This window comes from Burkholderia sp. WSM2232, assembly GCF_000472545.1.
GTDB lineage: Bacteria > Pseudomonadota > Gammaproteobacteria > Burkholderiales > Burkholderiaceae > Paraburkholderia.
On the sequence record NZ_AWZV01000009.1, the window covers coordinates 121765 to 136656 of the forward strand.

Below are 14892 nucleotides of genomic sequence, written 5' to 3' on the forward strand. Positions count from 1 at the left end.
ACCAAGAAAAACTCGCGGGAGCGTTTGATGGCAGGGTCGAGCACAATCGGAAGACGGATCGGCAAAATCGTCGCATGGATCGTGGCGATCATCGTGATTCTCGTGATTGCGCTCACCGTTTTCATCCTGACCTTCGACTGGAATCGCGCCCGCCCCTACGTCAATGACAAGGTCACGCAGGCCATCGGCCGCCAGTTCACGATCAATGGCGACCTGCGGGTCGGCTTGCGTCATCCGGTCGGCGAGACGGGCTGGAAAAGCTGGGTGCCCTGGCCGCGCTTTTCGGCGGCCAATATCACGATTGCCAACCCGGACTGGGCGAAGCGCCCGCAGTTCGCGACCCTCGACGAAATCGATTTCCAGGTGAAGGTGCTGCCGCTCCTCGCGCACGACATCGTGATTCCGGCGATCAACCTCGTGAATCCGTCCGTCGATCTCGAACGCATGATGGATGGCCGCAACAACTGGACGTTCGAGCTTCCGAAGTCGAAGACGCCGTCGCAATGGAAATTGCAATTGCATGACATCGTGTTCGCGAAGGGCAACATTGCGCTTTCTGACGAGCAGAAGAAAGTCGACGCGCAAATGGTGGTCGATACGCTCGGCCAGCCCATCCCGATTGGCGAGGCGTTGAAGCAGCAGGAACAGGCATCGCGCAAGGCATCGGCCGAGGCGGTGGGCAAGGAAGGCGCGAAGAAGCTCGGCGCGCAGGCAGATGCGCAGGCGGCGTCGGCGGCCTCCGCTGCTGCGGCGGCCGCGGCCTCCGGGGCGTCGTCGACGGATATTCATGCGTCGGGCACGACGGCGGCCACGGGCGCTTCGGGCGGGCTCGTCGCGGGCGGCTCGAAGGGCGCAAGTGCTGTGACAGGCGCAAGCGGCGCGGCGCTCGCCTCGGCGTCGGGCGCGCAGAGCGCGAGCGCAGCCAGCGTGGTCAGCGGGACCAGCGACGCGAGCGGAGCAAGCGCCACCACGGCGGCCAGCGGTCGCCCTCGCGACATCCCGCCTTACGCGATTGGCTGGACCCTCAAAGGCACGTACAACAAGACGCCGGTCTCGGGCAGCGGCAAGGTGGGCGGCGTGCTCGCGCTCCAGGACGCGAACCGGCCGTTTCCCGTGCAGGCGGACGTCAAAGCGGGCGATCTGCATGTGGGCCTCGTGGGCACGGTCACCGACCCGGCGCATCTGGCCGCCGTCGACCTGCGCCTGTGGGTGCAGGGCAGCAGCATGGCAAAGCTCTATTCGCTGACGGGCGTGACCTTGCCCGACACGCCGCCTTATGCCACCGAGGGACGGTTCGTCGGCCAGTTCAAGACGACCGGCAACGTGTTCAAGTATGAAAACTTTACAGGACGTGTGGGCGGCAGCGACCTGAACGGCTCGCTCATCTACACGGCGCGTCAACCGCGCCCGCTGCTGCAAGGCCAACTCGAGTCCCGTCTGCTGCAGTTCTCCGACCTCGCGCCTGTGATCGGCGCCGACTCCAACGCGAGTAAGGCCAAGCGTGGCGATGGGACGATGCAGCCGTCGAGCAAGGCACTGCCGGTCGAAGAATTCCGCACCGACCGCTGGAAGGCGATCGACGCGGACGTGAAATTCACCGGCCGGCGCATCGTCAAGAACGCCGATCTGCCTATCACCGATCTGTATACGCACATTGTGATGACCAACGGCGTGCTCTCACTCGAGCCGCTGAAATTCGGCGTGGCCGGCGGCACGCTCGCTTCCAACATTCATCTGGACGGCAGCGGCGCGCCGCTCAAGGCCCGCTTTGCGACCGCCGCGCGGCATCTCAAGCTGAAACAACTGTTCCCCAACTTCAAGACGATGCAGAACGCGCTCGGCGAAATCAACGGCGACGCCGCGCTCACTGCAACGGGCAATTCGCCGGCCGCGCTCGCCGCGACCTCGAACGGGGAGGTGAAGGCGCTCGTCACGGAAGGCACCGTGAGCCGTCTGCTGATGGAAGCCGCGGGTCTGAACGTGGCCAACGTTGTCTATGAGAAGCTGTTCGGCAATCGCGACGTGAAGATCAACTGCGCGGCCGCCGACTTTGTCGCGACCGACGGCGTGCTCGAGTCGCGCGTGTTCGCACTCGACACGGACGATGCGGTGATCGACATCGACGGCCACGTCAACATGCGCGACGAAACGATGGACCTCGGCGTACATCCGCACACGAAGGGTTTCCGCGTGTTTTCGCTGCGCTCGCCGCTGTATGCGAAGGGCACGTTCAAGAACCCGCACGTCGGTGTGAATGCCGCCGCGCTCGCGTTGCGGGGCGGCGCTGCAGTGGGTCTCGGTCTGGTCAATCCATTTGCCGCGCTGCTGCCCTTGCTCGCGCCGAGCAACAACAAGCCGTTGCCGTGTGCCCAGTTGCTGTCGCAGGTGCGTCAGGCGCCGAAGGCGCCGCCGCCTGGCAGCAAACAGCCACCCAAGCCCGCCATTTCCCTCGAGGGCGCGCCGGTCAACAAGCGCTCATCTGGCGAAGCCGCGGCTTCCGCGCCCACGTCCGCGTCTGCACCGGCCGGTCGCAAGGCAGTCCCTGCGTCGCCGGCGAGCGCAGCCGAATACAAGGGAAGCTGATGCACTTCCTCAGCGCAGACTCGTTGAGCTGGATGTTTGGCGGCGGCCTTTCTTTTGTCTTTCTATGGCTGATCAGCGTGCCTTCAACCTGACGGCGACGTGAATGCAGGCGAGCCGCTAGCGCAGCCCAGCAGGTCGCCGTGCGGTGCCAGCGCGGCGGAATGTAGACGAGGCAGAACGTGAGCTGGGCGGCGATTGGATTGCGGCACAGCGAAGGCAAACGGAAAGACATACGGAAATGAAAACGCGGCGCCTATGAGCGCCGCGCGTCGGAAATCCACACGCCTTATCGCAACGAGCGCGGTGTGGCGTCGCCTGCTGCGTCCTGCCGCCGAACGCCGCGACGCGCGCCCACGCGTGTCGCACCGAATTCGGTCAGAATCCTGCCGCGGGCGCGGCTTGCGAAAACAAGAAAGCCGAAGCCGTCGGCTTCATACCAGTAACCGCCGTTCTCGAGGCCGTCGAGCGGTTGTTCCAGTGCATTGGTAATGGATTCGATGCAGCGCCGCCGCAGTTCCGCCGCAGCCGGGTAGGGCGGATGCGCGCCGCGCACGCTGCACAGAAGCACGTCGAGTCCGGGCAACACGTGCGCATAAAGAACCGGCTCGTCTTGGGCCCGAGCACGCGCGATCTTGGTGTCGAGTTGACCGAAGGGCTTGAAATGCCGCAGTACCGCGAGGAACGACTCATCGCCGTCCACCTTCGCGCGTCTACGCTTTTTCGGGAAGGACATAAAAATTCGCCTGAAAAAGAATTGCAAGAAACGCAGCGTCCTCATGCGACAACTCCCGGCTTCGCGCGCCGCACGTCGATCTTTTATAGCATACGACAAGGCCGGATTCACGATGATTCGACGATCCCGCCGCCTCACCGCTTCCCGCACGAATCATGCCGAACCGCCTCGCCGCGCGCTTTCGCATTCCAGCACATCTGACTCCATCATAGACGCACGACGCGCCGAAAAAACATCTTGCACCAATAAAAAAGTCATTTTTATGTGGGCCGGCGCAATCCGGCCTCACGTTGAAATCTTGCCGATTCACGTCGATAATGGCCCGTCCGGCTGGCGGTTCCCGCGAGCCGCCGCGGCTTGAACGACCTTCGGGCGAACATGAAATTAGTCACCAAGGGTCTGCTGCTGATCGCCGTGCCCAGCCTCGTCGAACTGGCGCTTCTCGGCGTCGTCTTCGACACGCAGGAGCAGACAGCGCAGGCCGCGCAATGGGTTACCACCAGCAAGCAGATTCTCTATCAGTCGTCGGCGCTTGCCGATCCGCTGCTGCGTCAGGCCGCCCGCGTGCGAACCGGCATGGTGATCGGCGACGCATCGCTACTCGAACGGCATACGGTGTGGATCGACATGAGCGACCGTCTGTCGAAGCTCGACGCGCTGGTTGCCGACACGCCGCAACAGGCAGAGCGTGTCCATAAGATGAGACGCGCGATCGACGCCTATCGCGCGCAGACCGTGACCGTTGCACAGGCGTTGCACGACGGCCGCAGCGGCGGCTCGCTCGCCGCGCTGGAAAGTGGTGCGCTGCCGCAGCCGATCGTGGCGTTTCGCGACGAACTCGCGGCATTCGGCGAAGAGGCCTCGCGTCTGGATGGTGAGCGCTCGGTGGCGCTCGCGCGGCGCCGCGCGCGTCAGCAATACGCATTGATCGCGGCCGTTATCGGGTCCATGCTGATCTGGGCGGGCACCGCAGTCGTGTTCGCGCGCAGCATCGGGCGGCGTTTCGAGGTGTTGACCGATAACGCGGAGCGCCTCGGCAAAGGGCGCCCGCTTGCTGCCCGCCTGTCCGGCACGGACGAAATCGCGGCGCTCGACGCCGTGCTGCACCAGACCGGCGCGCGCCTGCGCGAGGCGGAAGCCGAGCAGGCATCGCTCAAGCAGCGTCTCGAAGCGCGGGCGCATGAACTGGCCGGCGTCAATGAGGAACTGCGCCAGGAGACGCAAGACAATGAAATGTTCATCTATAGCGTGTCGCATGATCTGCGCTCGCCACTCGTGAACCTGCAAGGGTTCTCGAAGGAGTTGCAGGTTTCGTGCGACGAGTTGGACCGCATTGTCGTGGAAGCGCGCCTGCCGGTAGCGGAACACAAACGCATGGCGGATATTCTCGACGGCGACGTGCGCGAATCCCTGCAATACTTGCGAGGTGCGGTCACGCAGGCGGCGGCGATCATCGAGGCGCTGCTGCGCATTTCGCGCGCGGGCCGGCTCGAATACCAGTGGCAACGGGTGAGCGTCGCGCGTCTGGTGATGCGCGTCGTAGACAATCTGCAAGGCGTGATTGAGGAGCGCGGCGCGGCCGTCACAGTGCGCGATTTGCCGCCCGCATGGGGCGACCCGGCTGCGCTCGAACAGATCTTCAGCAACCTGATCGGCAATGCGTTGACTTATCTCGACCCGGCGCGCAGCGGGCGCATAGAAATCGGCGCGCTGGAGCCTGAACCTGTCGAGGGAAACGACCCGCGCGCGATACGCATGCGCACTTACTATGTGCGCGACAACGGCCTCGGCATTCCGGCCGCCTATATGTCGAAGGTGTTCCGCGCGTTTCAGCGGCTGCACGTGGAGGTGGCGGGCGGCGACGGAGTCGGTCTGGCGGTGGTGCGGCGCACGGTGGAGCGGCATGGCGGCCGCGTGTGGGTGGAGTCCGCTGAAGGCGCGGGCTCGACCTTTTTCGTCGTGCTGCCGGAACAGCCCGCACGGCTCTGAACTTGCAGGGCACAATGAATAAAGGCCACGGCGCATCATGACTTATCTGCACGACGGTGAGCGCGGCCTCGCCGCAAGGCGCAAGGGGACGAGGCGCAGGCCGGCAACGAGCGGGGCACGAATTCGGCGCAAGTGAGGGCGTCAACCAGGCTTCCACCACGCATTGTCCAGGCATCAACCAGGTAACAAGCAGGCAACAAGCAGGCAACAAGCAGGCAACAATCACGCATCAACCACGCAACAAGCAGGCATCAACCACGCAACAACCACGCATCAACCGCGCATCAACCACGCATCAACCCGCGCACGAACTGGGACAACGGAGGGCATATGAGTCACGGGGAAACGGTCAGCATCGTCCTCATCGAAGACGACGACGGCCATGCCACGCTCGTCGAGCGCAATCTGCGCCGTGCCGGTATTTCGAATGGTTTCATGCGCTTTCGCGATGGCCAGCAGGCTCTCGATTACTTCTTCGGCACAGACCCGCAAGGCGGGAGCACGCCCGGTGCGCATCCGCAACCGGAAGATCTGAGGAATTCCGTCGTGCTCCTCGATCTCAAGATGCCACGCGTGGACGGTTTCGAGGTGTTGCGGCGCCTGAAGGAGTCGCCGCAAACCGCGCCGGTGCCCGTGATCGTGCTGACCACCACCGACGATCCACGCGAAATCGCGCGCTGCTATGAACTCGGCTGCAATGTCTACATTACCAAGCCGGTCGAGTACGATGCATTCATAGAGGCGGTGCGTCGGCTCGGATTCTTCCTGCAGGTGGTCAAGCTGCCGTCGGGGCATCGCTTCGCGCCACCATCATGACGCGCGCCGATTGTTCACATACTCTATAGACCTAACACACGAAGATCGCGCATGACCGAAGACGTGTCTCTGCAGCCCGCCGCCTCGATTCTCGTCGTCGACGACGACGAGGGTATCTTGCGGCTTGCACGCAAGTCGCTTGAACGCGCCGGCTGCCGGGTCGCGGTCTGCGCGAGCGTGGAGGCGGCGCGTGCCCGGCTCGCGGCAGGCGGCCTCGACCTGCTCGTGCTCGATTACCAGTTGAGCGGGCCGGAAACCGGGCTCGACTTCTTCCGCCGCCTGCGCGCCGAAGGTGTGCGCATCCCGGCCATCCTCGTGACCGGTTTTACGGACGAATCGCGCGTGATCGAAGCGCTGCGCGCAGGCGTGTCCGACGTGGTGCCCAAATCGGGCGATTACCTCGATTACCTGCCCGAAGCCGTGGAGCGGGTGCTCTCGCAAGTGCGTTTGCAGCGCGCCTCCGACGAAGCGCTGCTCTTGCGCGATCGCGAGCAGCATTACCGCAACCTGTCCGAAGCGCTGCCGCACCTCGTGCTGACCTGCAATGCCGCGGGCGACTGCGACTTCCTGTCGAAGCAGTGGTACGACTACACGGGCCTCGCCGAAAACAGCTCGCATGGTCTCGCGTGGCTCGACGCAGTGCATCCCGACGATCGCGACGAGGTGCGCCGCAGCTGGCTCAGAGCCGTGGCCGGTCATGCGGGCACCTATCGGCATGAATTGCGCATACGCCGTCATGATGGCGAATACCGCTGGTTCGATGCACGCATGGTTGCCACGCGCGACAACGAAGGCAACGTCAGCAAATGGTTCGGCAGTTGCACGGATATCCATTCCGAGCGCGAGGCAATGCAGGAGCGCGAACGGCTGCTCGCTTCCGAACAGGCGGCGCGGCAGATCGCCGAAGAAGCCAACCGCGCGAAAGACCGCTTTCTCGCCATGCTGTCGCACGAATTGCGTACGCCGCTCACGCCGGTGCTGGCGGGTGCGAGCGTGCTCGAGATGATTCCTGATCTGCCCGATCAGGCGCGCGCGAGTGTGCGGATGATTCGCCGCAACGTCGAACTGGAAGCGCGGCTGATCGACGATCTGCTGGACCTCACGCGGGTGGCCAACGGCAAGCTGCGCCTGTCGCTGGAAACGGTCGACGTGCACGAGGTGATAGACAGCGTGCTCGAACTCTTTCGCAGCGAGATTCAGGTCAAGCAGCAGGACGTGCACGTGTACAAGGATGCGACGCACCACTACGTGCTGGCCGACCGCGCGCGCCTGCAGCAGATGCTGTGGAACCTGATTCGCAACGCCGCGAAGTTCACGCCTGACGGCGGCCATATCTATGTGCGAACGCGCGACGAACGCATGCACGTGCAGATCTCGGTGGAAGACACGGGCATCGGCATCGAACCCGACCAGATCGGCAAGTTGTTTAACGCTTTCGAGCAGGGCGACCAGAAAATGACACGGCAGTTTGGCGGCCTCGGCCTCGGTCTTGCGATCACCAAGGCGCTCACCGACGTGCATGGCGGCACTGTCACTGCGCAAAGCCCGGGCGCGCATTGCGGCGCCACGTTCACCATCACGCTGCCCACCGCGGCTGCGCCCGCGCGCACCTCGCAGGCGGTGTTGCCCGAACCGGTGCATCCGGCCGGTGTACTTAACATTTTGCTGATCGAGGACCACGTGGATACCGCGGAGGTGATGGGGCAACTGATCCGCACGCTCGGCCATGACGTCACGACGGTGGGCCGCGTGGACGACGCGCTCGCGGCCACCCAGTTGCAGACATTCGATCTCGTCGTGAGCGACGTAGGCTTGCCGGACGGCACCGGTCTCGACTTTATCAAAGCGTATCGCGAGCATTCGAACGCGCCAGCGGTTGCGCTGACCGGTTTCGGTACCGACGAAGATGTGCGGCGTTGTCTCGCTGCCGGTTTCACATCGCATTTGACGAAGCCGGTCAACTTCGCACAACTCGAAACGATGATCGAGAGCGCGATTACCCTGAAGGCGCAGAAAAAAGCCTAGTGCGCGATGGTGCTCTGCAGGCTCGCCCGCGGGTGCGTCGAGCAGAAAAGAAAAAGGCCTGTCGCGACTGCGTCGCAACAGGCCTTTTTTGCGGGCCCCATCCTGGCGGGACCGGTGCGCGAGGGCCGGCTTCGGCGGTCGCTGCCTAGCGCGGCGAGTTCTTCAGCGAGTCGCGGATTTCACGCAACAGCAGCACGTCTTCGGGCGGCGGCGGCGGTTCGGACGGCGCGGCGTCGGCCGGCTTGCGCAGATTGTTGATGAACTTCACCATCAGGAAAATGATGAACGCGAGAATGATGAAGTTGATGAGCACCGTAATGAACGAGCCATAACCGAATACGGCGACGCCCGCTGTCTGCAGGTCTTTATACGATTCGGGACTGCCTTTGAAGCTCGCTGGAATGGGGCCGAGGCGAAAGAACTTGTTCGAGAAATCGAGGCCGCCCGTGGCAAGGCCGACAACCGGCATGATCAGGTCTTTCACAACCGAATTGACTATGGTGGAGAACGCGCCGCCGATAATGACACCGACCGCGAGATCCATCACATTGCCCTTGAGGGCAAATTCCTTGAATTCCTTGACCATGCTCATAGGGTTTCCTCCCGAATATCGATGACTTAATCATACCAATCTGAGACGGATAGACCAGCCCCCGGCCGCGAAACGCCACGCATGATCTGTTACCGCGGCGATTACTCAGGAAACTGTGACCCGCTATGGCGTGCGCGCTCGAGATGCGCGGCAAAAGTGACCGGGTCTGTGTTGGTGCCGCACAGCAGAACACCGACGCGCTTGCCTTGCAGTTTTTCGCGCAGCGGTCCGAGCAGCGCCGCGGTGGCCGCCGCGCAAGCGGGCTCGACCGCGAGCTTCAGTTGTCCGAACAAGCTCAGCATGGCCGCGCGCAACTGGTCGTCGGAAACTGTGACGAGCTCGTCGATGTGGCGGCGGCAGAGCTCATAGCTGTATTGCTCGGTATGCGGGGCCATCAGCGAATCGGCGATGCTGTGCATATGGCCCATCTTGACCGTGTGATTCGCGGCGAAGCTTTTGCCCATCGCGTCGGCGCCTTCGGGCTCGACGCCGAACACATGCACCTGCGGATTCGCGAGCCGCATTGCCGTGGCGACGCCTGCCGCGAGACCGCCGCCGCCAATCGGCACGATCACGGCTTCGAGATCCGGCGTTTGGGTGGTCCATTCATAGCCGAGCGTGGCTGAGCCGAGCACCGTGCGATAACCGTTGAACGGATGCACGAAGTAGCGGCCTTCCTCGGCTTCGATGCGGCGCACCAGTTCGAAGGCCTCCGCAAGATCTTCGGCGAACACGATCTCCGCGCGATATTGCCTGCACAGCGCGACTCGCGCCGGATTCGCCGCGCGAAACAGGACGACTTTCGCGCTAATGCCAAGGCGCATTGCCGCGTATGCAACCGCCACCGCATGATTGCCGCCCGACACGCAGGTGACGCCCGCGCTGCGCTGCGCTTCATCCAGAGCCAGCAGATTCGTGAAGGCGCCGCGCGCCTTGAAGCTGCCGCCTGCTTGCAGCAACTCGAACTTGAAGTTCACCACCGTGCCTTCGAGCGACGCGAAGTCGAGCCTGTCGAACACAGGCGTGCGCGCCACCCACGGCGTCAGCGCGAAGTGCTGCGCGGCGATGTCGTCGAGCGTGGGGATCGGCTCGCCGTCGATCGTATGGTCGGTGTGCTGCGGCGTGGCGGTTGACATGGCGTGGGCGACAGTGGGTTGTGGGGAACGCGTGAGCAGGGGTTTAACGCGCGTGCGCGTCCACCGACATGCTGTGGATGAACTTGTGCAGGAAGCGTTCGCATTCCACGAGCTGGTCCAGCGCGACGAACTCATTGGCCTTGTGCGCCTGCTGGATGTCGCCGGGACCGCACACGATGCTCGGAATGCCCGCCAGCGAAAACAGTCCGGCTTCGGTGCCGTAGGCGACCTTGCGCTTGTCCTGGTCCGCGGTGAGCGCGCGCACGAGTTGCGTGATGGCCGCCTGTTCGGACGCATCGAGCCCGGGTGCCGCGGCGATCTTCGTGATCTCTATCGCAGCAGATGGATGCTCGCGCAACATTTTCGGCAACAGCGTTTCGCGCGCGTATTGGTCGATGCGCGCGAAGATCGGCTCCGGATCCAGCGTGGGGAGGTTGCGGAATTCGAACTGGAATTTGCATTCCGCCGGCACCGTATTGATCGCGTTGCCGCCGACAATCGTGCTGGTCTGCGCGGTGGTGAAGGGTACGTCGTAGAGTTCGTCGAACGGGCCTTGCTCGCGGAACTGATCGGCCATGTCGCGGATGTAGCAGATGAGGCGCGCCGCATACTCGATCGCGTTCAAGCCCTTTGGCGTGAGCGACGAATGCGCCGCCTGCCCGCGCACGCAGCATTGGTAAGCGTTGATGCCCTTGTGCGCCACGATGGGCCGCATGCTGGTCGGCTCGCCCACAATGCAGCCATCCGGCTTCACGCCGCGCTTCATCAGGTCGGCGATCATGAGCGGGGCGCCGGCGCAGCCGACTTCTTCGTCGAACGAGAAGGCCAGGTGGATCGGTTTGGCGAGCTTCGTGCGCTGCATGTCCGGCACGAGTGCGAGCGCCGCGCCGATGAAGCCCTTCATATCGCAGGTGCCGCGGCCATACAGTTTGTCGCCGCGAATTTCAGGCTTGAACGGATCGCTGTCCCATTGTTGTCCGTCCACCGGCACCACGTCGGTATGACCCGACAATACGACGCCGCCGTTCGTTTCGCCGTCGTGCGCGGGGATCGTCGCGAACAGGTTGGCCCATTTGCCGCTCGCGTCGTGCGTGAGCGTGGCTTCGATGCCCGCGCCGCGCAACTCGTCGCGCACGGTTTCGATCAGGCCGAGGTTGGGGTTGCGGCTCACCGTGTCCATCGACACCAGACGGGTGACCCAGGGAAGCGAGACAGGCGTGAGGCCGGATGAAGAAGCAGATGCAGCAGCGGATGAAGTAGCGGACGTTTGCGAGGACTGCGCTGTATCAGCGACATGAGACATGACAAGACTCCGGCATTTGAGTCTTTCGATCATACCGAAAAAACGCCGCGCATATCCGCTCGCATGCTGCGACGCGCGCGTTGCGCGCCGCAGCATTGCGGAAAAGTGCTAGCGCTGGGTGCACCTGCGTGCGACCGGGCAGTTCAGCGCGCCGCGCTGGCCGCCGCCGCTGTGCCGCGGCTCGGCGAACCGAGCGCGCGCAAGGTTTCCTTGACCGTCGCGATACGCACCGCAAGGTCGGGACTGCGCGTCTCGATGCGCAGCTTGTCCTGGCCCGCCAGTTTGATGTGCTTGTGCTTCTGCACCATCTCGATGATCCGCATGGCGTCGACTGGCGGATTCGGAATGAACTGCAAGCCGATCACCGCTTCGCCGGCGTCGATCTTCGAGATACCCAACGGCCTGGCCGCGAGCCTCAGACGGTGGGTTTCGACGAGCGCCAGCGCCTGCGGCGGCAGCTTGCCGAAGCGGTCGATCAGCTCTTCCTGAATGCCGTCGATCGAATCGTTGTGCTCGCAGTTCGCAAGCCGTTTGTAAAGCGACAGACGTTCCTGCACGTCGCCGCAGTAGTCGGCCGGAAGAATCGCGGGCGCATGCAGATTGATTTCGGTGGTCGCGGCAAGTGGCGCCGTGAGATCGGGCTCCTTGCCGTCCTTTAGCGCCTTCACCGCGTCGTTCAGCATGTCGGTGTAAAGCTGGAAACCGATCTCGTGAATTTCGCCCGATTGCTTGTCGCCGAGCACTTCGCCCGTGCCGCGAATCTCGAGGTCGTGCATGGCCAGATAGAAGCCCGAACCGAGTTCCTCCATCTGCTGGATGGCTTCCAGCCGTCGCTGTGCCTGCTTCGTCAGCCCTTGTGGATCGTGCACGAGCAGATACGAGTACGCCTGGTGATGCGAGCGTCCCACGCGGCCGCGCAACTGATGCAATTGCGCGAGGCCGAACTTGTCGGCGCGATGAATCAGAATGGTGTTGGCGCTCGGCACGTCGATGCCGGTTTCGATAATCGTCGTGCACAGCAGCACGTTGGCGCGCTGCGCGACGAAGTCACGCATTACGCGTTCAAGCTCGCGTTCGTGCATCTGCCCGTGCGCGACTGCAATGCGTGCTTCGGGCACGAGCGCTTCGAGCATCTGCCGCCGGTTCTCGATGGTTTCGACTTCGTTGTGCAGGAAGTACACCTGGCCGCCGCGCTTCAATTCGCGCAGCATCGCTTCGCGAATCACGCTTTCTTCCTCGCGGCGCACGAAGGTCTTGATCGCGAGGCGCTTTTGCGGCGCGGTGGCGATAACGGAGAAATCGCGCAGGCCTTCAAGCGCCATGCCGAGCGTGCGCGGAATCGGCGTGGCGGTGAGCGTGAGCACGTCCACTTCCGCGCGCAGGGCCTTGAGCGCCTCTTTCTGGCGCACGCCGAAGCGGTGTTCCTCGTCGATGATCACGAGCCCGAGCCGCTTGAACTGCACGTCCGAAGAGAGCAGCTTGTGCGTGCCGATCACAATGTCCACGCTGCCTTCGTTGATCTGCTGGATCGCCGCGTTCACTTCCTTGGTCGACTTGAAGCGCGACAGTTCGGCAATGCGCACCGGCCAGTCGGAGAAGCGGTCGCTGAAGGTTTGCGTGTGCTGTTCCGCGAGCAGCGTGGTGGGCGAAAGCAAAGCCACCTGCTTGCCGCCCATCACCGCGATGAACGCCGCGCGCAACGCGACTTCAGTCTTGCCAAAGCCTACGTCGCCGCATACGAGGCGGTCCATCGGCTTGCCGCTCGTCATGTCGCCGATCACCGCGGCGATGGCGGCGGCCTGGTCCGGCGTTTCCTCGAAGCCGAAGCTCTCGGCGAATTTCACATAGTCCTTCGGCTCGAGCGCGAACGCGTGACCCGAGCGCGCGGCGCGGCGCGCATAGAGATTGAGCAACTCGGCAGCCGTGTCGCGGATCTGTTGCGCGGCCTTGCGCTTGGCCTTTTCCCACTGGCCCGAACCGAGCGAGTGCAGCGGCGCGCTTTCCGGGTCCGCGCCGCTATAGCGGGAGATGACGTGCAACTGTGCGACCGGCACGTAGAGCTTGCTGTCGCCCGCGTATTCGAGGTGCAGGAACTCGGTTTCGCCTTCGCCCAGATCCATTGTGACGAGGCCCATGTAGCGGCCTATGCCGTGCTGCGAATGCACGACCGGATCGCCGACCTTCAGTTCGGACAGGTCACGCACCATCGAGTCGACGTTGCTCGCCTGTTCCTGACGGCGGCGCCCCGCGCGCCGCGCGAGCGGCCCGTAAAGCTCGGTTTCGGTGATGATCGCAATGCCGTCCGACGGCACGGCAAAACCATTCGCGAGCGGCGCAACGCCCAGCGAGAAACGCGCGTCGCCGGTGAGCCAGTCCTGGAAGCTGTCGCTCGACTCCGGCCTCAGATGGTTGTCGGCAAGCAGTTGCAACAGCGTTTCGCGCCGTCCCGCCGATTCGGCGGCGAACAGCACGCGGTTCGGCGTGCTGTCGAGATACGCGCGCAAGGCCGAGACCGGGTCGTCTGCGTGACGGTCGATGGCAAGGTTCGGCAGGGGCGTTGCCCAACCGCCGCCTGCGTTAATGGGCAGCACGAGGCGCGCGAAGGGCTTGGCGAGCGTGAAGAAATCCTCGTCCGTGAGAAAGAGGCGCTGCGGCTCCAGAATCGGCCGGTCGCGGTCGTGCGACAGGAAGTTGTAGCGCTGCTTCGTGTCGTTGGTAAAGCGCCGGATAGCCGCGTCCAGATCGCCGACGAACGCGAGTTGCGCGCCTTGCGGCAAATAGTGGAAGAGGGTGGCCGTGTCGTCGAAGAAGAGCGGCAAATAATATTCGATGCCCGCCGACGGCACGCCGTTGCCGATGTCTTTATAGATCGACGCGCGGCTCGGATCGCCCTCGAACGTCTCGCGCCAGCGGCTGCGAAATGCGGTGCGAGCGGCTTCGTCGAAGGGAAATTCGCGGCCCGGCAAGAGACGCACGTCCTTGACCGGATAGAGGCTGCGCTGCGTGTCCGGGTCGAACGCGCGGATCGAATCCACCTGGTCGTCGAACAGATCGATCCGGTAGGGCAAGGGGGAGCCCATTGGATAAAGATCGAGCAGCGAGCCGCGCACGCAGTACTCGCCCGGACGCACGACCTGGCTCACGTGTTCGTAGCCAGCCAGCGTCAGCTGCGCCTTGAGCTTCGCCTCGTCAAGGCGCTCGCCCTGCGAGAACGAGAACGTATAGGCGGCCAGAAACGACGCGGGCGGCATCCGGTAGAGCGCCGTGGTGGCGGGCACCAGCAGAATGTCGCAGCGTCCCTCGCCGAGATCGTGCAGCGTGGCGAGCCGCTCGGACACGAGGTCCTGGTGCGGCGAGAAGGTGTCGTAAGGCAGCGTCTCCCAGTCGGGCAAAAGACGCACGCGCGCCTCGGGCGCGAAAAAGCCGATTTCCTGCGACAGGCGCTGCGCATCGACGGCGCTTTCGCACACGACCGCGAGCAACGGCACCTTCTCGCGCGAGGCGTGATGGTAGCGGGCAATGAGCAGGGCGTCGGACGAGCCGTGCGTGCCGTCGAAGGCAAAACGCTGGCCGGCCTTGACGAGCGCGACGGGCGAGGAGTACTGCGATGATGCGGCGATATCTGGCATAGAAAGGAAAAGGCGGCCTCGGGCTCACACGAACAGGCAAGTTTACGCGTGTCGGGGCGTGGATGCGAAGGACCTATTATAAAATC

Annotated in this window: 9 protein-coding genes; 4 read left to right on the forward strand and 5 right to left on the reverse strand. The window is 63.8% G+C overall.

All coding sequences use genetic code 11. The annotated features are described in order from the left end of the window. Nucleotides 1–27 precede the first annotated feature (27 nt). On the forward strand, nucleotides 28–2583 hold the full coding sequence (locus F757_RS0109505; protein WP_027211194.1) for an AsmA family protein: 2556 nt from the start codon (nucleotides 28–30) through the stop codon (nucleotides 2581–2583). Nucleotides 2584–2869: 286 nt separating this feature from the next. On the opposite strand, the gene F757_RS0109510 is transcribed toward F757_RS0109505, so the two are convergent. Beyond that, nucleotides 2870–3361 carry a hypothetical protein gene (locus tag F757_RS0109510; RefSeq protein ID WP_013339158.1) on the reverse strand — a complete coding sequence of 164 codons (492 nt, stop codon included), beginning with the start codon at nucleotides 3359–3361 and terminating at the stop codon, nucleotides 2870–2872. A 333-nt stretch (nucleotides 3362–3694) separates the two neighbouring features. On the opposite strand from F757_RS0109510, the gene F757_RS0109515 reads away from it, so the two are divergent. The 3 genes from F757_RS0109515 to F757_RS0109525 all read left to right on the forward strand — a co-directional run bounded on the left by F757_RS0109515 (nucleotide 3695) and on the right by F757_RS0109525 (nucleotide 8146). Next, nucleotides 3695–5305, forward strand: coding sequence for a sensor histidine kinase (locus F757_RS0109515; protein ID WP_027211195.1), 1611 nt, complete (start codon nucleotides 3695–3697; stop codon nucleotides 5303–5305). 330 nt (nucleotides 5306–5635) lie between these two features. After that, nucleotides 5636–6121: a response regulator gene (locus F757_RS0109520; protein WP_027211196.1), complete on the forward strand. Its 486-nt coding sequence runs from the start codon at nucleotides 5636–5638 to the stop codon at nucleotides 6119–6121. 51 nt (nucleotides 6122–6172) lie between these two features. Beyond that, nucleotides 6173–8146, forward strand: coding sequence for a hybrid sensor histidine kinase/response regulator (locus F757_RS0109525; RefSeq protein WP_027211197.1), 1974 nt, complete (start codon nucleotides 6173–6175; stop codon nucleotides 8144–8146). A gap of 145 nt (nucleotides 8147–8291) precedes the next feature. On the opposite strand, the gene mscL is transcribed toward F757_RS0109525, so the two are convergent. From mscL to mfd, 4 genes are all read right to left on the reverse strand, one after another. After that, nucleotides 8292–8738, reverse strand: coding sequence for a large conductance mechanosensitive channel protein MscL (gene mscL / locus F757_RS0109530; RefSeq protein ID WP_027211198.1), 447 nt, complete (start codon nucleotides 8736–8738; stop codon nucleotides 8292–8294). A 101-nt stretch (nucleotides 8739–8839) separates the two neighbouring features. Further along, nucleotides 8840–9874, reverse strand: a complete 1035-nt coding sequence (locus F757_RS0109535; RefSeq protein WP_027211199.1) for a threonine/serine dehydratase — start codon at nucleotides 9872–9874, stop codon at nucleotides 8840–8842. 43 nt (nucleotides 9875–9917) lie between these two features. Further along, nucleotides 9918–11177 (reverse strand): acetylornithine deacetylase, encoded by a 1260-nt coding sequence (gene argE, locus F757_RS0109540; RefSeq protein WP_027211200.1) that lies wholly within the window; start codon nucleotides 11175–11177, stop codon nucleotides 9918–9920. Nucleotides 11178–11320: 143 nt separating this feature from the next. Beyond that, entirely contained in the window at nucleotides 11321–14806 is a 3486-nt protein-coding gene (gene mfd, locus F757_RS0109545) for a transcription-repair coupling factor (RefSeq protein WP_027211201.1), read from the reverse strand. Between the last annotated feature and the right edge of the window lie 86 nt (nucleotides 14807–14892).